At 69.5% G+C, this 18,224-nt stretch carries 18 protein-coding genes and 1 tRNA gene; 5 read left to right on the top strand and 14 right to left on the bottom strand.

Annotated elements, in window-relative coordinates; translation table 11 throughout:
* Window positions 1-46: 46 nt before the first annotated feature.
* Genes ACFQY2_RS08560 through ACFQY2_RS08540 form a run of 5 tightly spaced genes read right to left on the bottom strand, consistent with a single transcriptional unit; the run spans window position 47 to window position 2,944 of the window.
* Complete coding sequence (locus tag ACFQY2_RS08560; protein ID WP_378745330.1) at window positions 47-373, bottom strand: helicase; 327 nt, start codon at window positions 371-373, stop codon at window positions 47-49.
* A gap of 27 nt (window positions 374-400) precedes the next feature.
* Entirely contained in the window at window positions 401-781 is a 381-nt protein-coding gene (locus ACFQY2_RS08555; RefSeq protein WP_378745329.1) for a TadE family type IV pilus minor pilin, read from the bottom strand.
* Window positions 778-981: a DUF4244 domain-containing protein gene (locus ACFQY2_RS08550; RefSeq protein WP_378745328.1), complete on the bottom strand. Its 204-nt coding sequence runs from the start codon at window positions 979-981 to the stop codon at window positions 778-780. Before ACFQY2_RS08550 ends, ACFQY2_RS08555 begins: the two co-directional genes overlap by 4 nt.
* Before the next feature lie 59 nt (window positions 982-1,040).
* Complete coding sequence (locus tag ACFQY2_RS08545) at window positions 1,041-1,949, bottom strand: type II secretion system F family protein (RefSeq protein WP_378745327.1); 909 nt, start codon at window positions 1,947-1,949, stop codon at window positions 1,041-1,043.
* The gene (locus tag ACFQY2_RS08540) at window positions 1,943-2,944 is read right to left on the bottom strand and encodes a TadA family conjugal transfer-associated ATPase (protein WP_378745325.1); all 1,002 of its coding nucleotides are present in this window, start codon (window positions 2,942-2,944) and stop codon (window positions 1,943-1,945) included. Before ACFQY2_RS08540 ends, ACFQY2_RS08545 begins: the two co-directional genes overlap by 7 nt.
* 407 nt (window positions 2,945-3,351) lie before the next feature.
* On the opposite strand from ACFQY2_RS08540, the gene acs reads away from it, so the two are divergent.
* On the top strand, window positions 3,352-5,322 hold the full coding sequence (acs, locus tag ACFQY2_RS08535; RefSeq protein WP_378745324.1) for an acetate--CoA ligase: 1,971 nt from the start codon (window positions 3,352-3,354) through the stop codon (window positions 5,320-5,322).
* A gap of 58 nt (window positions 5,323-5,380) precedes the next feature.
* Here the strand turns inward: acs and ACFQY2_RS08530 are convergent, their stop codons facing one another.
* Together ACFQY2_RS08530 and ACFQY2_RS08525 are read right to left on the bottom strand one after the other, a co-directional pair.
* The gene (locus ACFQY2_RS08530) at window positions 5,381-5,839 is read right to left on the bottom strand and encodes a RidA family protein (protein WP_378745323.1); all 459 of its coding nucleotides are present in this window, start codon (window positions 5,837-5,839) and stop codon (window positions 5,381-5,383) included.
* On the bottom strand, window positions 5,836-6,060 hold the full coding sequence (locus ACFQY2_RS08525) for a hypothetical protein (protein ID WP_378745322.1): 225 nt from the start codon (window positions 6,058-6,060) through the stop codon (window positions 5,836-5,838). Before ACFQY2_RS08525 ends, ACFQY2_RS08530 begins: the two co-directional genes overlap by 4 nt.
* A gap of 81 nt (window positions 6,061-6,141) precedes the next feature.
* Here ACFQY2_RS08525 and ACFQY2_RS08520 point away from each other — a divergent pair, with 81 nt between their 5' ends.
* From ACFQY2_RS08520 to ACFQY2_RS08505, 4 genes are all read left to right on the top strand, one after another.
* Window positions 6,142-8,745, top strand: a complete 2,604-nt coding sequence (locus ACFQY2_RS08520) for a transglycosylase domain-containing protein (protein WP_378745320.1) — start codon at window positions 6,142-6,144, stop codon at window positions 8,743-8,745.
* A complete protein-coding gene (locus tag ACFQY2_RS08515) occupies window positions 8,742-9,680 on the top strand; it encodes a metallophosphoesterase (RefSeq protein WP_378745319.1) in 939 nt (312 codons plus the stop codon). The genes ACFQY2_RS08520 and ACFQY2_RS08515 overlap by 4 nt, the downstream gene beginning before the upstream one ends.
* Before the next feature lie 60 nt (window positions 9,681-9,740).
* Window positions 9,741-9,814 (top strand) — tRNA-Pro (locus ACFQY2_RS08510).
* A 99-nt stretch (window positions 9,815-9,913) separates the two neighbouring features.
* A complete protein-coding gene (locus ACFQY2_RS08505; RefSeq protein WP_378745318.1) occupies window positions 9,914-10,687 on the top strand; it encodes an HAD-IIB family hydrolase in 774 nt (257 codons plus the stop codon).
* Window positions 10,688-10,883: 196 nt separating this feature from the next.
* On the opposite strand, the gene ACFQY2_RS08500 is transcribed toward ACFQY2_RS08505, so the two are convergent.
* The 7 genes from ACFQY2_RS08500 to ACFQY2_RS08470 form a co-directional block, all read right to left on the bottom strand.
* Window positions 10,884-12,143 (bottom strand): alpha-hydroxy-acid oxidizing protein, encoded by a 1,260-nt coding sequence (locus tag ACFQY2_RS08500; protein WP_378745317.1) that lies wholly within the window; start codon window positions 12,141-12,143, stop codon window positions 10,884-10,886.
* Window positions 12,144-12,167: 24 nt separating this feature from the next.
* On the bottom strand, window positions 12,168-12,887 hold the full coding sequence (locus ACFQY2_RS08495) for a FadR/GntR family transcriptional regulator (RefSeq protein ID WP_378745316.1): 720 nt from the start codon (window positions 12,885-12,887) through the stop codon (window positions 12,168-12,170).
* 68 nt (window positions 12,888-12,955) lie between these two features.
* Window positions 12,956-13,588, bottom strand: a complete 633-nt coding sequence (locus ACFQY2_RS08490; protein WP_378745315.1) for a thymidine kinase — start codon at window positions 13,586-13,588, stop codon at window positions 12,956-12,958.
* A 10-nt stretch (window positions 13,589-13,598) separates the two neighbouring features.
* Window positions 13,599-15,071, bottom strand: a complete 1,473-nt coding sequence (locus ACFQY2_RS08485) for a malate:quinone oxidoreductase (RefSeq protein WP_378745314.1) — start codon at window positions 15,069-15,071, stop codon at window positions 13,599-13,601.
* 63 nt (window positions 15,072-15,134) lie between these two features.
* Window positions 15,135-16,208: an aspartate-semialdehyde dehydrogenase gene (locus tag ACFQY2_RS08480; RefSeq protein ID WP_378745313.1), complete on the bottom strand. Its 1,074-nt coding sequence runs from the start codon at window positions 16,206-16,208 to the stop codon at window positions 15,135-15,137.
* A 146-nt stretch (window positions 16,209-16,354) separates the two neighbouring features.
* Complete coding sequence (locus tag ACFQY2_RS08475; RefSeq protein ID WP_378745311.1) at window positions 16,355-16,864, bottom strand: GNAT family N-acetyltransferase; 510 nt, start codon at window positions 16,862-16,864, stop codon at window positions 16,355-16,357.
* 30 nt (window positions 16,865-16,894) lie between these two features.
* A complete protein-coding gene (locus ACFQY2_RS08470; RefSeq protein ID WP_378745310.1) occupies window positions 16,895-18,181 on the bottom strand; it encodes an aspartate kinase in 1,287 nt (428 codons plus the stop codon).
* Window positions 18,182-18,224 lie beyond the last annotated feature (43 nt).

Here is an 18,224-nt window from a genome sequence, read left to right as displayed (position 1 = left end):
TCACGGTGACACGGCGTCGTCGGGAGGCGGCGGGGTGGTGATCGCGTCATCCCTCGGGTTGCCCTGCTCGGGCGCGGGAGACGGCGACCAGACCAGCGTACGCGGAATGGACCTCCACGGTCGCCGTGAGGCCGCGAATCGTGCACGCCGTCAGCCTCGCCCCGCCCGCCGCGGCGACACGGGCGGCCAGCGCACACGGATCCTCGTCGGTGATCACCGCGCCGGAAGCGGCGTCGGAGGCCGCGAGGGCTGCGGCGTCGGCGGCACCCGCCGTCCGCTGCGCGGTGACCGCCGCACCGCCGACAGCCGCGAGGCCCACGGAGAGTGTCGCGGTGACGGTCAGGATGCCGGCGGCGAGCGCCGTTCCGGCCATGGGGTCCGCTCCTTTCGCGTTCGAGGCTCACAGGCCACCGGACAGGGCGCAGCTCTGCGCGTGCAGAGGAACGCTGATCAACCGGCCCACTCGGAAGTCGGCGGACGCCGTCACGCACACGAGGTCGCCGGCATCCCGGGACGACATCCGCCCGTCGTGGACGGCCCGCACGACCCCCGCCGCTCTCCCGGTGTCCTCGCCTCTGCCCAGCAGACGCGCCGCGTCGGCGGCGGCATCCTGCAGTGCGACCTGCGTCGCCGCCGCGCTCAGCGCGCCCACGCCCAGCAGCAGCGCGACCAGGGTGGCCGGCAGGGCGACGGCGAGCTCGGCGGCGACGGAACCGCGATCACCCCGGAGCTCGCCGCCCCGTCCGCGCAGCGCGCGAGCACGCCGGACGGTGCGCGTCATGACACCGTCAGCGCCCGACGGACGAGATCGGTGAGGATGCCGCGCACCTCGTCGGAGCGCATGATCACCACCAGCAGACCCGCGAACGCCACCGCCGCCATGGTGGTGATCGCGTACTCGGCTGTGGCGGCGCCGGTGTCGTCGGTGAACAGGTGCGCGGCGCGGCTCCTGGTGAGCAGGGGCAGGTCGTTCTCTCGCATGTGCTTCTTCTTTCTCTCGGGGGACGCGTATCGTCCCGGGTTCAGACGGGCAGGCAGGCTCAGACGGGCAGGGGGGCGGAGCCGAGCACGCTGAGCATCAGCGGCGCGACACCCAGCAGCAGGAAGGCGGGCAGGGTGCACGCCCCGAGCGGCAGCAGCAGCTTCGAGGACAGCCGCGCGGCGCGGAGGCGTCCCTGCACTCGTGCCTCATGCCGCAGGTGGGACGCCGAGGCGCGCAACAGGGAACCCGCCGGGATGCCCGCGCTGCGGGAGAGATCGAGCACCGCCTGCGTCGACGCGGGCTCATCGATCAGTTCGGCCGTGCTCTGCTCCACGAGGCGCAGGGCCCTCGGCATCCCGGCACCGCCGGAGAGCGCGACGGCGACGAGGTCGGCCCGCATCCCGGGCGTGCCGGGCCGAGGCTGCGCGGCGCGCACCATCCGCGACGTCCACCATCGCGCCAGCACCACCAGCAGAAGGCCGACGACGACACATGCGGTGCCGAACGGATTCGCCACCAGCACGCCGATCGTGTCGAACCCGAGCGCGAAGCCCAGCAGCAGCCCCGCGAACGGAAGCCACAGCAGCAGACGGGCGGTGCCGGCCGGCTCGGCGAGGGCGATGCGCACATCATCGGCGGCGGATGCCGCGTCCTGCAACGATTCCGCGAGCGCTCCCAGCACCTCGGACAGCGGCGCGCCGACGACCGTGGCGATCTCCCACGCCGCGGCGACGTCCGACCAGGCTCCGCCCTCGGCATCGAGGGCACCGGCGAGCTCGGCGCCGTCCGTGCAGCGCCGGGCGACCCGCACGGCGACCGGATCCCCGGCATCCGCAAGGTGCCGCCACGCCTCGATCGGTCGCGCCCCCGCCTGCAGCAGCACCGCCAGAGTCCGCACGGTGGCCGCGGCGTCGGCCGCCGCCATCCCGGCATCCGCTCCGCGATCGCGGCGCACGGCGATCACCACGGCGCCACCTCCTCGATCCCGAGGCGGTCATCGGTTAGGACGAACGAGCCGGCCCGCGCGATGCGCCGATGCCCGTCGGAGGAGCGCTCCAGGTGGAGCACGATCGTGAACGCGCTGACCACCTGCCGTGCCAGCGCGGTGGCATCCATGCCGGCAAGCGCACCCAGCGCCTCCAGACGCGCGGGCACATCCGCGAGGCCGCTGGCGTGCAGCGTGCCCGCGCCGCCGTCGTGCCCGGTGTTCAGCGCGGTGAGCAGCTCGCGGACCTCCTCGCCCCGGCACTCGCCGACGACGAGACGATCGGGGCGCATCCGCAGCGATTCGCGCACGAGCATCGCCAGCGTGATCCTTCCCGCACCCTCGAGATTGGGCTGGCGCGCCTCGAGTGCGACGTGATGCGGATGCCGTGGGCGAAGCTCGGCGACATCCTCGATCGTGACGATGCGCTCCCCCGGTCCCGCCTCGGACAGCAGGGCTGTGAGCAGCGTCGTCTTTCCCGTGCCGGTTCCACCCGTGATCAGGATGTTCGCGCGCTGCATCACCAGCTCGCCGAGCCATGCGCGCTGCGCGGCCGTGAACGTCCCCGACCGCTCGAGCGCATCGAGGTCGGCGCCGAGCACGCGCGGCACACGCACGGAGAGCGCGGTACCCGTGGTGGCGATCGGTGCGAGCACGGCATGCACACGGATGCCGTCGTCCAGCCGCACGTCCACGCAGGGCGACTGATCGTCCAGGTGCCGACCGCCGGCTCCGACGAGAGCGACGGCGAGATCGCGCACCTCCCGCTCGGACGCGTTCCATCCTGTGACGTGCTCGGCCCCGTTGCCGCGGTCGACGAACAGCCCCTGTGCGCCGTTGACGAAGATGTCGGTGACACGCTGATCCCGGACGTGCTCGGCGAGCGCACCGAACGCCGGATCGACACGCCGCACCGCCGGCACGCCGGGGGCGCGTGTCGCCGCCGAGCGGGGACGAAGGACGAACGGATCGGGCATGCCACGACGCTAGGAGCTCCCGCCGACGCGGAGAGCGCGGATCCCAGCGCCTGTGGACAAGCCGGCACCGCTCGTCGCTGTGCAGGAGGAATGCTCGCCTCCGGCGGCGAGGCGTCGACCTGTGCCTCGACCTGTGCCTCGACCTGTGCCGGGAATGCGAAAGGCGGCACCTCACGGGGGGAATGAGATGCCGCCCACGCGCGCGCCCGTCTTCGGGGGTACTGGGCGCGCTGAAGCCGGAATAAGATTCGGCTTGACGTCAGTGTATGCAGGCGGGTTGGCCGACGCAAACGAGACCCACTACCGACTTTCGAGGGTAGGCCCGCACGGCGGTCTCCGACTAGATTCGCCGTGACACGGATGTGCCCCCGACATGTCCATCAGCCCGCGCAAAGGAGCGAAGTGCCATGAGCAGCCAGATCGACCACCTCCTCGACGAGTCGCGGAAGTTCCCGCCGTCCGAGGAGTTCGTCGCCAACTCGATCGACGACCCGGCGCTGTACGAGCGCGCCGCCGCGGACCGCGAGGGCTTCTGGGGCGAGCAGGCCCGCGACCTGATCAGCTGGAGCAAGCCCTTCACTCGGGTCCTCGACTGGACGAACCCCCCGTTCGCGAAGTGGTTCGACGACGGCGAGCTGAATGTCGCCTACAACTGCCTCGACCGCCACGTCGAGGCGGGCAACGGCGACCGCGTCGCCATCCACTGGGAGGGCGAGCCCGGCGACTCCCGCCGCATCACCTACGCGGAGCTCACCGACGAGGTCAAGCGCACCGCGAACGTGCTCGCCGATCTCGGCGTGGGACACGGCGACCGCGTCGCGATCTACCTGCCGATGATCCCCGAGGCCGTCATCTCCATGCTGGCCGTGGCCCGCCTCGGGGCCATCCACTCCGTCGTCTTCGGCGGCTTCAGCGCCGACAGCCTGCGCTCGCGCATCGACGATGCCGGCGCGAAGCTCGTGATCACGGCCGACGGCGGCTGGCGCAAGGGGAAGGTCTCAGCCCTCAAGCCCGCCGTGGATCAGTCGCTCAGCGACCGGCACGGCGAGGGCGAGCAGCAGAGCGTCGAGCACGTCCTCGTCGTCAAGCGCTGCGGCAACGAGGTCGATTGGACCGAGGGCCGCGACATCTGGTGGCACGATGTGGTCCCCGCTGCATCCGCCGAGCACGAGCCGCAGGCGTTCCCCGCGGAGAATCCGCTGTTCATCCTCTACACGTCCGGCACGACCGGGAAGCCCAAGGGAATCCTGCACACGACCGGCGGCTACCTCACGCAGGCGGCGTACACCCACAAGTACGTGTTCGACCTGCATCCCGAGACCGACGTGTTCTGGTGCACGGCCGACATCGGCTGGGTCACCGGGCACTCCTACGTCACCTACGGACCGCTGGCGAACGGCGCCACGCAGCTGATGTACGAGGGCACTCCCGACGCCCCGCATCCGGGGCGCTGGTGGGAGCTCATCGAGAAGTACGGCGTGACGATCTTCTACACTGCGCCCACTGCGATCCGCTCGTTCATGAAGCTCGGCCGCCAGATCCCGCAGAAGTTCGACCTCTCCAGCATCCGTCTGCTCGGTTCGGTGGGCGAGCCCATCAACCCTGAGGCGTGGATGTGGTACCGGGAGGTGATCGGCGCGAACAGCGTCCCGATCGTCGACACGTGGTGGCAGACCGAGACCGGTGCGATCATGGTCTCCCCGTTGCCGGGGATCACGGCGACCAAGCCCGGATCGGCGCAGGTGCCGGTGCCCGGTGTCTCGATCGACGTCACCGACGACGACGGCAACGAGGTCGGCAACGGCAACGGCGGCCTGCTGGTGATCACCGAGCCCTGGCCGGCCATGCTGCGCGGCATCTGGGGCGACCCGGAGCGCTTCAAGGAGACCTACTGGGAGAAGTTCCAGGATCAGGGCTACTACTTCGCCGGAGACGGCGCCCGTCTGGACGAGGACGGCGACCTGTGGCTGCTCGGCCGCGTCGACGACGTCATGAACGTGTCGGGCCACCGCCTGTCGACCACCGAGATCGAGTCGTCGCTGGTGGCGCACGAGGCCACCGCGGAGGCCGCGGTCGTGGGCGCGTCCGACGAGACCACCGGCCAGGCGGTGGTGGCGTTCGTGATCATCAAGCAGAGCTACCTCGATGAGAACTCGCCCGAGGGTCTGACCGCCCAGCTGCGCGCCTGGGTCGGCGAGCAGATCGGCCCGATCGCACGCCCCCGCGACGTGTACATCGTGGGCGAGCTGCCCAAGACCCGCTCGGGCAAGATCATGCGGCGTCTGCTGCGCGACGTCGCCGAGGGCCGCGAGGTCGGCGACACGACGACGCTGGCCGACACCCTGGTGATGAGCACCATCACCAAGCAGGTCAAGTAGGCGTACACCAGGACGGCCCCTCCGCGAGGAGGGGCCGTCCTGCTTCTGTCGAAGCGGATCAGGCGATGATGAAGGTGACCTCGACCTCGACAGGGGTGTCCAGCGGCAGCACCGCGACACCGACGGCGGCACGGGCGTGCCTGCCGGCGTCGCCGAAGATCTCGCCGAGCACTTCGCTGGCGCCGTTGACGACACCGGGCTGCCCGGTGAACGCCGGGTCGGATGCGACGAAACCGCCCACCCGCAGCACACCGGCGATCCGGTCGACGCCACCGGCGGCATCCGCCGCCGCCGCGAGCGCGTTCAGCGCACAGGTGCGGGCGTAGCCCTTGGCGGCATCCGGGTCCACCTCGGCACCCACCTTGCCGGTCTCGGGCAGCGCGCCGCCGACGAACGGCAGCTGTCCCGAGGTGTACACCAGGTCGCCGTGGACGACGGCGGGGACGTACGCGGCCACGGGAGCTGCGACGGCGGGCAGCTCGATGCCGAGCTCTTCGAGGCGGGTGGCGATGCTCACTGGTTCTCTCCTTCGAACTGACGCGACGCCTGGGCGGCCGCGGCGAGGCCGGCGTTGGCCGTCGACTCGGTCGTGACGGGGCGCTTGAGGTAGGCGACGAGGCCGCCCTCCGGACCCGGCACCACCTGGACGAGTTCCCAGCCCTGCTTTCCCCAGTTGTTGAGGATCGCGGCGGTGTTGTGGATCAGCAGCGGGGTGGTCAGGTACTCCCACGTGGTCATGGCACTCCTGCGGGTCGACGAGGGCAGAACGGATGCTGCCGTCGAGGCTTCTATTCAGGGAAATCCCCTAGCATCAAGCGTATGCCTCAAAAGAATCGCACGGTGAAGGGTGTCCTCGGCGGACTGCTGGGCCTGGTCGGCCTGAGCGCCGTCGCGGGCGTGCTGGCGACGGCCGCGGTCACCCCCGCCATCGCCATCGCGGGCGTCTCCGGATCACAGGCGCTCTCGATCTTCGAGAACCTGCCGGACAGCCTCACCCCCGGCACGCCGATGGAACCGACCGTGTTCTACGGCACGGGCGAGAACGGCAAGCCGTTCGAACTGGCGAAGTTCTACGACCAGAACCGTGTGCCCGTCACCTTCGACCAGGTCTCACCGCTGCTGTTCGACGCCGTGCTCTCCAGTGAGGACAAGAACTTCTACGAGCACGGGGGCGTGAACCTCGGCGCCACGGTCAAGGCCGTGGTCGACAACGTGCGCGGCACCTCGTCCCGCGGCGCGTCGACGATCAGCCAGCAGTTCGTCAAGAACGTGCTCATCCAGCAATGCGAGCAGGACGTCTCCCCCAGTGACGAGGACTACAGCGCGAAGCTCAGCAAGTGCTGGACCGATGCGACCAACGCGACCGGCGCGGACGGCGTGGAGCGCAAGCTGCAGGAGATGCGCTACGCCATCCAGATCGAGAAGGACTTCTCGAAGAACGACATCCTGCTCGGCTATCTCAACGTCGCCAACTTCGGCGGACAGACCTACGGCATCGAGGCCGCGGCGAACTACTACTTCGGCACCACGGCCAAGAACCTCACCCTCGATCAGGCGGCGACCCTCGCGGGCATGGTGCAGAACCCGAACCGCTTCCGCTTCGACCGCCCCGGCGGCTCCTGGACCGACAGCACGCAGACCGCGCGCAACAGCAAGGACGACGGCTACGCCGACACCAAACTGCGACGCAACTATGTGCTCGACCGCATGCTCAAAGACGGCAAGATCACCAAGCAGCAGCACGACGACGCGGTGGCCCTTCCCATCACACCCGACATCCACCCGACCACGCAGGGCTGCGCGGCCGCGGGAAAGCAGGCGTACTTCTGCCAGTACGCGAAGTCGATCATCGAGAACGACAAGGCCTTCGGGAAGACGGCCGCCGAGCGCCGCGACATGCTCAAGCGCGGTGGGCTGAAGATCTACACCTCCCTCGACATGCGGGTGCAGCAGGCCGGCGTCGACGCGATGGCCGAGAACGCCCCCGTGTCTCTTCCCGGCAAGGACATGGCCACCAGTGGTGTGACGGTGGAGGCGACCACCGGCCGCGTGCTGGCCATCGTCCAGAACACGCAGTTCAACGAGACGGCCAGCGCGGACAAGGCCAAGGGACAGATCGGACAGGTGTATGCCGCCGATGCGAACCACGGAGGCGCGGGCGGCTTCGGCGTCGGCTCGACCTACAAGGTGTTCACCCTGCTCGACTGGCTCGAGAAGGGCCACTCGGTCAACGAGGTCCTCGACGGGCGCATGCGCACCTTCAAGGAGTTCACGGTCTGCGGCCACAACTTCAAGAACAGTGAGCCGATCAACAACTACGCCAAGAACCGCGGCTACACCGGCACGCCGATGCGCTTCACGGCCGCGTCACTGAACACCGGCTACCTCGCGATGGCGCAGCAGCTCGACCTCTGCGACATCAACAAGATGGCCGCGCGCATGGGTGTCCACCTCGGCAACGGCAAGCCCGTCACCGGCACGCCGACACCAGGCGAGCCGTACAAGGGCAACTACCCGTTCGAGACGGTGCTCGGTTCGAAGAGCATCGCCCCGATCCAGATGGCCGGTGTCTTCGGGGCCATCGCCAACAAGGGCATCCTCTGCACACCCCGGGCGATCGACAAGGTCATCGGCCCGGACGGCAAGGAGCTTCCGGTTCCCGAGTCCTCGTGCACGCAGGTGATCTCGCCCGAGGTCGCCGCGACGGCCGCATACGCGCTGCACGGCGTGCTGAACGCCACCGGAAGCGCCGCCAACCCGCGCGATGGGATCCCGCTGATCGGCAAGACCGGTACCAACGAGTCCTTCGGCACCGCGATGGCTCTCTCCAGCACCAAGACGGCCACGTTCGTCTACGCAGGCTGGGCGAGCGGACCGAAGTTCGAGCTGGCGCGGACGTTCTGGGAGGGCAAGCGAATGGACCGGGTCCGCTTCCCCGTCTCCCAGGCGCTGCAGCGCGCGGCCAACTCCGTCTACGGCGGCGACAGCCTGCCGAAGCCCGATCGCAACCTCACGCGTCCCGTGATGAAGGATCTGCCGAACGTCGTCGGCAAGTCCATCGAAGAGGCGACGAGCATCATCGAGGACGCCGGATTCTCGGTGCAGGTCGGCACCCCTGTCGACAGCACCGTGGCAGCGGGTCTGGTCGCGGAGCAGACCCCCGGTGCCGGCAGCGCCCCCGGCGGGACCACCGTCACCCTCGTGCCGAGCACGGGCAAGGCGCCGCCGCCCGCGACCGTCAAGGTACCGAACGTGACCGGGGCGAAGTTCAACCAGGCGCGGAAGTCGCTGGAGGACGCCGGCTTCGGCGTGAGCGCCGACGAATGCCGTGGCGGAGCACCGGTGACCGGACAGAACCCCGGTGCCGATACCGACGTCCCGCCCGGCACGACGATCGTCCTGACGTGCGGAGACGACGATTGACCACTGAGAGGTCCGCGCACCCGGCCCTCATCGCGCTCGGCGCGGTGGGGGCCGCCGGTGTCGCCGCCGCGGTATGGGGCATCGGCATCGAGCGCTATCTGTTCACCGTGCGCGAGGTGACGGCACCGGCGCTCTCCCCCGGCAGCCGCCCGATCCGCGTGCTGCACGTGTCCGACGCCCACATGGCGCCCTGGCAGCACCGCAAGCAGTCCTGGCTGGCCTCGCTCGCAGAGCTCGAGCCCGACCTGATCGTGAACACCGGCGACAACCTCGGACACCGGGACGGACTCGTCGGCATCCGTCGCGCCTTCGCACCGCTCGCCGGCATTCCCGGCGTGTTCGTGCACGGCTCGAACGACGTGCACGCGCCCTCACCGCGCAACCCGTTCAAGTACTTCAGCGGACCGTCGAAGAAGGTCCGCGAGCCGGAGCGGCTGGACACCGGCGGCATGGACTGCTTCTTCACCGACGAACTGGGCTGGCGAGCCGTGAACAACGCGGCCGTGCGTCTGGAGGTCGCCGGGAACACCCTCGACGTCTTCGGCGTCGACGATGCGCACCGCGACTGGGATGAGCTGGGCGCGCTGCCGGAGGCGCTGTCCGCGCTCGGCGAGCGCCCGGCCGGCGGATCCGTCCTGGGCGTGACGCATGCGCCCTACCAGCGAGTGCTGAACTCCTTCGTGGATCTCGGAGCCGATGCCGTCTTCGGGGGTCACACCCACGGCGGCCAGGTATGCCTGCCGGGTTACGGGACGATCGTCGCGAACTGCGACATCCCACTGAAGCAGGCCAAGGGCTTGAGCACCTGGAGCCACAAGGGACGCACGGTTCCGCTGAACGTGAGCGCCGGCGTCGGGCACTCCGTCTACGCACCGGTGCGCTTCGCGTGCCGACCCGAGGTGACCCTGCTCACCCTCACCGCGCGCTCAGTGTGACCGGCCGCCGTCGATTCGGAGTTGCGGCGCGCGACATGTAGACTCGAACGGTTGCAACAGCGGGGTGTGGCGCAGCTTGGTAGCGCGCTTCGTTCGGGACGAAGAGGCCGCAGGTTCAAATCCTGTCACCCCGACCGCAGACGCAGAAGGACCCGCCCTCCAGGGCGGGTCCTTCTTGCATGTGCGGTCGACCCCGCCGCCCCACAGCCGCCCTCCGATATCCTGAAGCCATCATGACTGCACCCCGCCTGGTCGCCTTCGACCTCGACGACACACTCGCACCCTCGAAGGGTCGGATCGACGTCCGCATCGCTGACCTCCTGATGGCCCTGATGCAGCGCGTGGATGTGGCGATCATCTCGGGTGGCAACGAGGAGCAGTTCCGGACGCAGGTCATCGCTCAGCTGGCCGACGCCGCCGCATCCGATCTGTCCCGCCTTCACCTGCTGCCGACGTGCGGAACGCGATACCTGCGCCACGACGGCGCGGACTTCACCGCGGTGTACGCCCACGACCTCAGCGACGCCGAGAAGAGCGCCGCTCTCACGGCGCTCCGCGAGGAGGCAGAGCGCCTGGGCCTGTGGGAGAGCGAGCCGTGGGGAGAGATCCTCGAGGACCGCGGGTCGCAGATCACCTTCTCCGCCCTCGGACAGCAGGCTCCCCGCGAGGCCAAGCACGCATGGGACGCGGACGGCGCCAAGCGCGCCCTGCTCCGCGACGCCGTCGCCGCGCGGCTGTCCGGGCTCGAGGTGCGCTCGGGCGGCTCCACCTCGATCGACATCACCCGTGCCGGCATCGACAAGGCGTTCGGCATGCGAGAGCTCGCCCAGCGCACCGGCATCGCCCTGCCGGACATGCTCTTCTACGGCGACCGGCTCGACGAGGGCGGCAACGACTACCCGGTGCTCGCGATCGGCGTCCCCTCGATCGCCGTCGAGGGCTGGGAGGACACCGCCGACAAGCTCGACGCCCTGCTGGAGACCCTGCCGGCACCGGTCGCCGGCTGACCGCATCCGGACCCATGTCGCATCAACGGCGGGTCAGGCTGCCGCCGACCCGCCGGTTCTGCATCCCGGCGACGGCCATGTCCCACCAGCGGCGGGTGCGCAGCATCCGGACCCACCACTTCTGAGACATGCGGCACCGCCGAGTGCCCGAGACGACGAGCAGCGCACAGGTCGAACGCGCAGGCGCCGCGCGAGGTCAGCGGACGGCGACCTCTGACGCCGCACCGACAACGGGGACCAGACGCGTCAGCTGCGTGACGTGCGCGGGCTCCAGCTCCGCGAGCGAGGAGACGCCGAGCAGGCGCATCGTGCGCTCGATCTCGGTGCGCAGGATCGCGATCGTGCGATCCACGCCCTCGCGCCCGCCCGCCATCAGGCCGTAGAGGTAGGCCCGCCCGATCAGCGTGAAGTCGGCGCCGAGGGCGACGGATGCCACGATGTCGGCCCCGTTCATGATGCCGGTGTCGACCATGACCGTGAAGTCCTCGCCGACGGCCTTGCGCACGTGCGGCAGCAGACGGAACGGGATCGGCGCGCGGTCGAGCTGGCGCCCGCCGTGGTTGGAGAGCACGATGCCGTCCACACCGGCATCCTTCAGTCGCACGGAGTCCTCGACGTTCTGCACGCCCTTGATGACGATCTTGCCGGGCCAGATGTCGCGGATGACGGCCAGGTCGTCGTAGCTGATCGTGGGGTCCATGGCGGCATCCAGCAGCTCGCCGACCGTGCCGCCGGTGGTGCTGAGCGAGGCGAACTCGAGCTTGGGGGTGGTGAGGAAGTCGTACCACCACCACGGCCGCGGGATCGCGTTGATGATCGTGCCGAGGGTCAGCTGCGGCGGGATGCTGAACCCGTTGCGCTTGTCCCGCAGGCGCGCCCCGGCGACCGGAGTGTCGACGGTGAACTGCAGGGTGTCGAAGCCCGCGGCGGCGGCACGACGGGCGAGCTCGTAGGAGATCTCCCGGTCGCGCATGACGTACAGCTGGAACCAGTTGCGCCCGTGCGGGTTGGCCGCCTTGACGTCCTCGATCGAGGTGGTTCCCAGCGTGGACAGGGTGAAGGGGATGCCGGCTGCGGCTGCCGCTCCCGCGCCCGCCGTCTCGCCCTCGGTCTGCATGAGCCGCGTGAACCCGGTGGGTGCGATGCCGAACGGCAGGGCCGACGGTCCGCCGAGGATCTCGACCGAGGTGTCGACGGTCGGGGCGGGCTTGAGGATGCCGGGGTGGAACTCCACGTCCTCGAATGCCTGCCTGGCGCGGGCCAGCGACAGCTCGCCCTCGGCGGCGCCGTCGGTGTAGTCGAAGGCGGCCTTCGGCGTGCGGCGCTTGGCGATCGTGCGCAGGTCGTGGATCGTGAGCGCGGCGTCGAGGCGGCGCTTGCGACCGTTGAGCTCGGGCCTCTTGAACTTCATCAGCTCGAGCAGCTCGGCGGGGTTGGGCAGCTGGCGCTGGACCATGGCGTTCCTCTCTGAAGTGACGGGTCAGTGCGCACCGGGCACAAGCCCGGCGGCGGTGTAGTAGCTGGTGATGTGAGCGCGGACGAGATCGCGGGCTTCATCCGCCCTGCCCGCGTCGATCGCATCGACGATGGCGTGGTGCTCCGCCCGCAGCACCGAGACCATCGACTCCCAGTCGTCGATTCGTGCAGAGCCTTCCAGGACGTACGACTCGATGGCGGTGCGCAGCCCTGCCATCATCGCCGTGACGACGGTGTTGCCTGACGCCTCCGCCAGCGCGTAGTGCAGCTCGGCGTCCAGGACGAGGAACTCCGGTGCGGTCAGGTCGTCGGCATCCATCGCGTCGAGGATGCCGCGCACGCCGGCCAGGTCGCGCTGCGGATCGGCGCTCAGCCGGGCGGCCACGGCATCCTCCAGCACGAGACGGGTCTGCACCACATCCGCGAGGGGAAAGCCCTGTGCGGCCACCTGCAGCCGCAGCAGGGTCGACATGCCCCCGGAGGGGGCGGCGATCACGATCGCGCCGGACTGGGGCCCTGAGCCTGTGGCGGTGCGGATCAGCCCCATCACCTCGAGCACGCGGAGGGCCTCGCGCACGCTGGACCGGCCGACACCGAGGTCGGCCGCGAGGTCGCGCTCGGAGGGCAGCCGGTCACCAGGGCCGAGCGCGCCGTCCAGCAGGTCGCTCTCGATGCGCGCGAGGACCGTGCGCCAGGCTCGCTGCGTCGCTTCGGTCCGCGGCATCCGTCCTCCTGTGGTCTGACCACAGGTTATCCGGTGTGGTCAGACCACGCAAGCCGGACTGTCCGCACTCAGCCCAGGACGCCGCCGGACTCCTCGAGATAGCAGTTCCCGCACAGCGACTCATAGGTGACCTCGGCGCCGTCGATGGCGACCTGATCACCGTCGAAGACGAACCGGCCGCCGACCTTGCGCCCGTTGAAGACCGCCTTGCGCCCGCATCGGCAGATGGTCTTCAGCTCCTCGAGGGAGTGCGCGATCGCCAGCAGACGGGCGGAACCGGGAAAAGCGTGCGTCCGGAAATCGTTGCGGATGCCGTACGCCATCACCGGAATGCCGTCGAGGACGGCGATGCGGAAGAGGTCGTCGATCTGCGCCGGGGTGAGGAACTGCGCCTCGTCGATCAGCAGACAGGCGACCTCGCGGGGACGGTCAGCGGGAAGCAGCTCCTCCTCGCTCTCGCGCCGCACGCGGTCTCGCTGGGCGGTGAACAGGACGCGCGCGTCGTCGTCCGGTCCGATCAGGAAGTCCACCTCCCGTGTCATCCCCAGCCGGCTCTCGATCTGCGACGCGGCTTTGGTGTCGATCTCGGGCTTGGCCAGCAGCACCCGCTGCCCGCGTTCCTCGTAGTTGTACGCGGCCTGCAGCAGTGCGGTCGACTTGCCGGAGTTCATCGCGCCGTAGCGGAAGTACAGCTTCGCCACGGTGAACCCGTCAGGCCGAGAGGGACAGCGCGGCGGCGGTCTCGCTCATCGACTCCTCGGCCACCTCGGGCCGGTCGTTGAGAGTCTCCCCCACCGTCGGGATCAGTTCCTTCAGCGTCGGCTGCCAGGCGGGGAACTGCTCGGGGAAGCAGCGCTGAAGCAGCCCGAGCATGATCGGCACCGCCGTGGATGCTCCCGGCGAGGCGCCGAGGAGCCCTGCGATCGTGCCGTCCTCGGAGGCGATGACCTCGGTGCCGAACTGCAGGACGCCGCCCTTCTTGGCATCCTTCTTCATCACCTGGGCGCGCTGCCCGGCCTGGATCAGCGTCCAGTCCTCGTCCTTCGCGGTCGGCATGAAGGTGCGCAGACTGTCCACCTTCTTGCCGTGGGTCTTCACCAGCTCGCTGAGCAGATAGGTGATCAGATCGGGGTTCGCGAACGCCACCCGCAGCATCGGCCAGAGGTTGTGCGTGCGCACCTGGGAGACGATGTCGAACATCGAGCCGTTCTTCAGGAACTTCGGGCTGAAGGTCGCGAACGGCCCGAACAGCAGCGACGACTCACCGTCGACCACACGCGCGTCCAGGTGCGGCACCGACATCGGCGGGGCCCCGACGGATGCCTGCGAGTACACCTTCGCCTTGTGCTGAGCGACCACCGCGGGGTTGCTGGTCTTGAGGAACTGGCCGCCGATCGGGAAGACGCCGTAGCCCTTGATCTCGGGGATGCCGCTGTTCTGCAGCAGCTTGAGGGCCCAGCCCCCGGCGCCGACGAAGACGAACTTGGCCTTGACCTCACCGGGCGTGCGGCCGAGGGCGTGACGATACTTCACCAGCCAGGTGCCGTCCTTCTGACGCTTCAGGCTCCTGACCTCATGGTTGGTCCGCACCTGCACGCCGGAATCGGCGAGGTGCGCGAAGAGCTGATGGGTGAGAGCACCGAAGTCGACGTCGGTGCCGGCGGTCACCCGGGTCGCCGCGAACGGCTCTCCCTTGAGTCGCTTCTGCATGAGCAGCGGCGCCCACTGGTTGATGACGCGGGAGTCCTCGCTGTACTCGATGGTCGAGAACAGCGGCTGCTTCTTGAGGACCTCGTAGCGCGCTTTCAGGAAGGCGACGTCCTTCGCCCCCCGCACGAAGGTCATGTGCGGTGTGGAGTTGATGAATGTGGACGGCGCGTCGAGAACGCCGCGCTCGGTCAGCGTCGACCAGAACTGACGGCTCTGCTGGAACTGCTCGTTGATCGAGATCGCCTTCGCGGGATCCATCGAGCCGTCGTCGCCCATCGGCATGTAGTTGAGCTCGCACAGCGCCGCGTGTCCGGTGCCGGCGTTGTTCCAGGGATTCGAACTCTCCTGCGCGACGTCGCTCAGTCGCTCGTAGGCGACGATCTTCCAGTCCGGCTGCAGTTCGTGCAGCAGCGTACCCAGAGTGGCGGACATGATGCCCCCACCGATCAGAACGACATCGACGGTTTCAGTCACCAGGCAAGTCTAGCCGTCCGCATACGTCTCCTTCTCCGCCCGCGATCCCCGCGGCGTCGTCGCTCAGACGGAGGCGGGGGTGAGGCGCCGGGTGAGCTCCTCGGCGATCTGCACGGCGTTGAGCGCCGCACCCTTGCGCAGGTTGTCGTTGCTGATGAACAGCACGAGGCCCTTGCCCTCGGGGGCGGACTGGTCGGCGCGGATGCGGCCGACGAAGCTCGGGTCCTTGCCCGCCGCGTGCAGCGGGGTGGGGACGTCCTCGACGACGACGCCGGGAGCGGATGCCAGCACCTCGCGCGCCCTCTCGGGGGTGATGTCGTCGGCGAACTCCGCGTGGATGGAGAGCGAGTGTCCGGTGAAGACCGGCACGCGCACGCAGGTGCCCGCCACGCGCAGGTCGGGCAGACCGAGGATCTTGCGGCTCTCGTTGCGGAGCTTCTTCTCCTCATCGGTCTCGTTGTCGCCGTCGTCGACGAGGTTGCCGGCGAACGGGATGACGTCGAACGCGATGGGGGCGACGTAGTTGTCCGGGGCGGGGAACTCGATCGCCGAGCCGTCGTGCACGAGGCGCAGGGTGTCGCCCTGGGCCAGCACGCCCTCGACCTGGCCGAGCAGCTCCTGAGCACCGGAGAGCCCGGAGCCGGAGACGGCCTGGTAGGTGCTGACGATCAGGCGCTCCAGGCCCGCTTCGGCATGCAGCGCCTTGACCACGGGCATCGCGGCCATGGTGGTGCAGTTCGGGTTGGCGATGATGCCCTTGGGCCGGTCGTCCATCGCATCCGGGTTGACCTCGCTGACCACCAGCGGCACATCGGGGTCCATCCGCCAGGCGCTGGAGTTGTCGACGACCACGGCGCCCGCAGCGGCGAACCTCTCCGCGTACGCACGGCTCGCCGTCGCCCCGGCCGAGAACAGCGCGATCTCGATGCCGGTGGCATCCGCCGTCTCGACGTCCTCGACGATCACCGGCGTACCGTCGAACTCGATGGTCTTCCCGGCGGAGCGGGCCGACGCGAACAGGCGCAGCTCACGGATCGGGAACGAACGCTCGGCGAGGATGTCGCGCATCACGGTGCCGACCTGGCCGGTCGCGCCGACGATGGCGATCGAGAATCCTGAGTCGGAGATACGGGTCATGAGCAGATCCTTGGCGTGAAGACGGTGCGCCAGGCTCAACTCCGGGGTGCGGATGCTGCGCCCGGCGCCGATGTCAGGGTTGCCCGCGAGTCTACCCGGTCGGCCGGGGGTGCGGCTCCGCCGAGACCTCTCCGACGTCGGACGGCTCAGACCGGGTCGATGTAGGTGTGAAAGGGCGCCCGCAGCGCGAGCCGCTCGTACAGCCGCTGCGCGTCGGTGTTGGAGTAGGAGGTGATCCAGCGCACCTCGAGGAGTCCTTCCTCCTGCGCGATGCGGTGCAGCCGCCGGATCAGCGCGGACCCCACTCCCGCGCCGCGCGCGTGCGGGGCGAGGAACAGATCATCCAGGAAGAGCGCCGTCCCGCCGCGCGACGGACGAGGGAAGCGTCGCCAGTGCGCCAGCCCGATCGGCGCGCCGTCGCGCACCGCGACGAGCCCGTTCAGCTCGTGCGCGGGATCGCGGAGCCAGCCCCAGACGGTTCGGATGACCTCCTCGTCGTGCGGAAGGTCGTAGAAGTCGCGGTATCCGCGGTACAGCGCCGCCCACGCCTCATGATCCGCCTCTTCGACGGCGCGGATCAGCGCGGCCTGGCCGGTTGCGTCGTCCGTGCGGTCCGCCCCGTCGGCGGCGTCGTCTGCCCTGTCGGTCGCGGTCATCCGATGATCGTACCCGGCGGGTGCGTGCGATCAGCGCCCGGTGCCGGCGTGCACGACAGCTTCGATCTCGCTGTCGAGCCCGTAGGCCGCGTGCACGGTGCGGGCGGCATCGGCGAGGTCCGAGCCGCGCAGCACGACCGAGATGCGGATCTCCGAGGTGGAGATCATCTCGATGTTGATGCCGCCCTCGCTGAGCGCCTCGAACAGGATCGCCGAGACACCGGAGTGGGTGCGCATGCCGGCGCCCACGACCGAGAGCTTGCCGATCTGGTCGTCGTGCAGCAGGTTCTCGAACCCGACTTCGCTCTGCTCTGCGGCCAGAGCCTTGAGCGTCGCGGTGGCGTCGGCTTTCGGCAGGGTGAACGAGATGTCGGTGCGGCCGGTGGAGGCGGCGGACACGTTCTGCACGATCATGTCGACGTTCGCGCCCGACTTGGACACGATCCGGAAGATCTCGGCTGCCTTGCCCGGCACGTCGGGCACACCGGCGACGGTGATCTTGGCCTGGCTGAGGTCGGTGGCGACGCCGGCGACGATCGGTTCTTCCATAACTGCTCCCTCGGATGCGCGCGGGTTCTTCATGCCCTCGCCCAGAACGTACGTGCCCTCGGCCGACGAGAAGGTCGAGCGGGCGTGGATGAGGACGCCCTGACGGCGGGCGTACTCGACGGCGCGGATGTAGAGCACCTTGGCGCCGTTGGCGGCGAGCTCGAGCATCTCCTCGCTGGAGACGTGGTCGAGCTTGCGCGCCAGCGGGATCACGCGCGGATCCGCGGTGTAGATCCCGTCCACGTCGCTGTAGATCTCGCAGACGTCGGCCTTGAGCGCTGCCGCGAGCGCGACGGCGGTCGTGTCCGAGCCGCCGCGTCCGAGCGTGGTGATGTCGCGGGTGTCGCGGTTGAACCCCTGGAAGCCGGCGACGATGACGATCGCACCCTCATCCAGCGCCTCGCGCAGACGCACCGGGGTGACGTCGACGATGCGTGCCTTGCCGTGATGCGAGTCGGTGATCATGCCGGCCTGGCTGCCGGTGAACGAACGCGCCTCGAACCCCATCGAGTGGATGGTCATCGCCAGTAGCGCCATGGAGATGCGCTCACCGCTCGAGAGCAGCATGTCGAGTTCGCGCGGGGCGGGGATCGGCGCGACCTCGTGCGCGAGGTCGAGCAGCTCGTCGGTGGTGTCGCCCATGGCGCTCACGGCGACGACGACGTCGTGCCCGGCGCGACGGGTGTCGACGATCCGCTTCGCGACGCGCTTGATGCTCTCTGCGTCGGCGACGGACGAGCCGCCGTACTTCTGCACGATCAGGGCCACGATCACTCCCGAGGACGGTGGGCGGATTCACCCACGCACATTC

Origin of the sequence: Microbacterium sp. GCM10027623 (assembly GCF_042666935.1) — a bacterium.
Lineage (GTDB): Bacteria > Actinomycetota > Actinomycetes > Actinomycetales > Microbacteriaceae > Microbacterium.
Note: the sequence above shows the minus strand (reverse complement) of the source record. Positions and strands in the feature narration are given on the sequence as shown.

Bases quoted from the DNA above. Each gene is read 5' to 3' on its own strand.
- ACFQY2_RS08560 (WP_378745330.1), bottom strand. From the start codon at position 373: ATGGCCGGAACGGCGCTCGCCGCCGGCATCCTGACCGTCACCGCGACA.
- ACFQY2_RS08555 (WP_378745329.1), bottom strand. From the start codon at position 781: ATGACGCGCACCGTCCGGCGTGCTCGCGCGCTGCGCGGACGGGGCGGC.
- ACFQY2_RS08550 (WP_378745328.1), bottom strand. From the start codon at position 981: ATGCGAGAGAACGACCTGCCCCTGCTCACCAGGAGCCGCGCCGCGCAC.
- ACFQY2_RS08540 (WP_378745325.1), bottom strand. From the start codon at position 2,944: ATGCCCGATCCGTTCGTCCTTCGTCCCCGCTCGGCGGCGACACGCGCC.
- acs (WP_378745324.1), top strand. From the start codon at position 3,352: ATGAGCAGCCAGATCGACCACCTCCTCGACGAGTCGCGGAAGTTCCCG.
- ACFQY2_RS08525 (WP_378745322.1), bottom strand. From the start codon at position 6,060: ATGACCACGTGGGAGTACCTGACCACCCCGCTGCTGATCCACAACACC.
- ACFQY2_RS08520 (WP_378745320.1), top strand. From the start codon at position 6,142: ATGCCTCAAAAGAATCGCACGGTGAAGGGTGTCCTCGGCGGACTGCTG.
- ACFQY2_RS08505 (WP_378745318.1), top strand. From the start codon at position 9,914: ATGACTGCACCCCGCCTGGTCGCCTTCGACCTCGACGACACACTCGCA.
- ACFQY2_RS08500 (WP_378745317.1), bottom strand. From the start codon at position 12,143: ATGGTCCAGCGCCAGCTGCCCAACCCCGCCGAGCTGCTCGAGCTGATG.
- ACFQY2_RS08495 (WP_378745316.1), bottom strand. From the start codon at position 12,887: ATGCCGCGGACCGAAGCGACGCAGCGAGCCTGGCGCACGGTCCTCGCG.
- ACFQY2_RS08480 (WP_378745313.1), bottom strand. From the start codon at position 16,208: ATGACCCGTATCTCCGACTCAGGATTCTCGATCGCCATCGTCGGCGCG.
- ACFQY2_RS08475 (WP_378745311.1), bottom strand. From the start codon at position 16,864: ATGACCGCGACCGACAGGGCAGACGACGCCGCCGACGGGGCGGACCGC.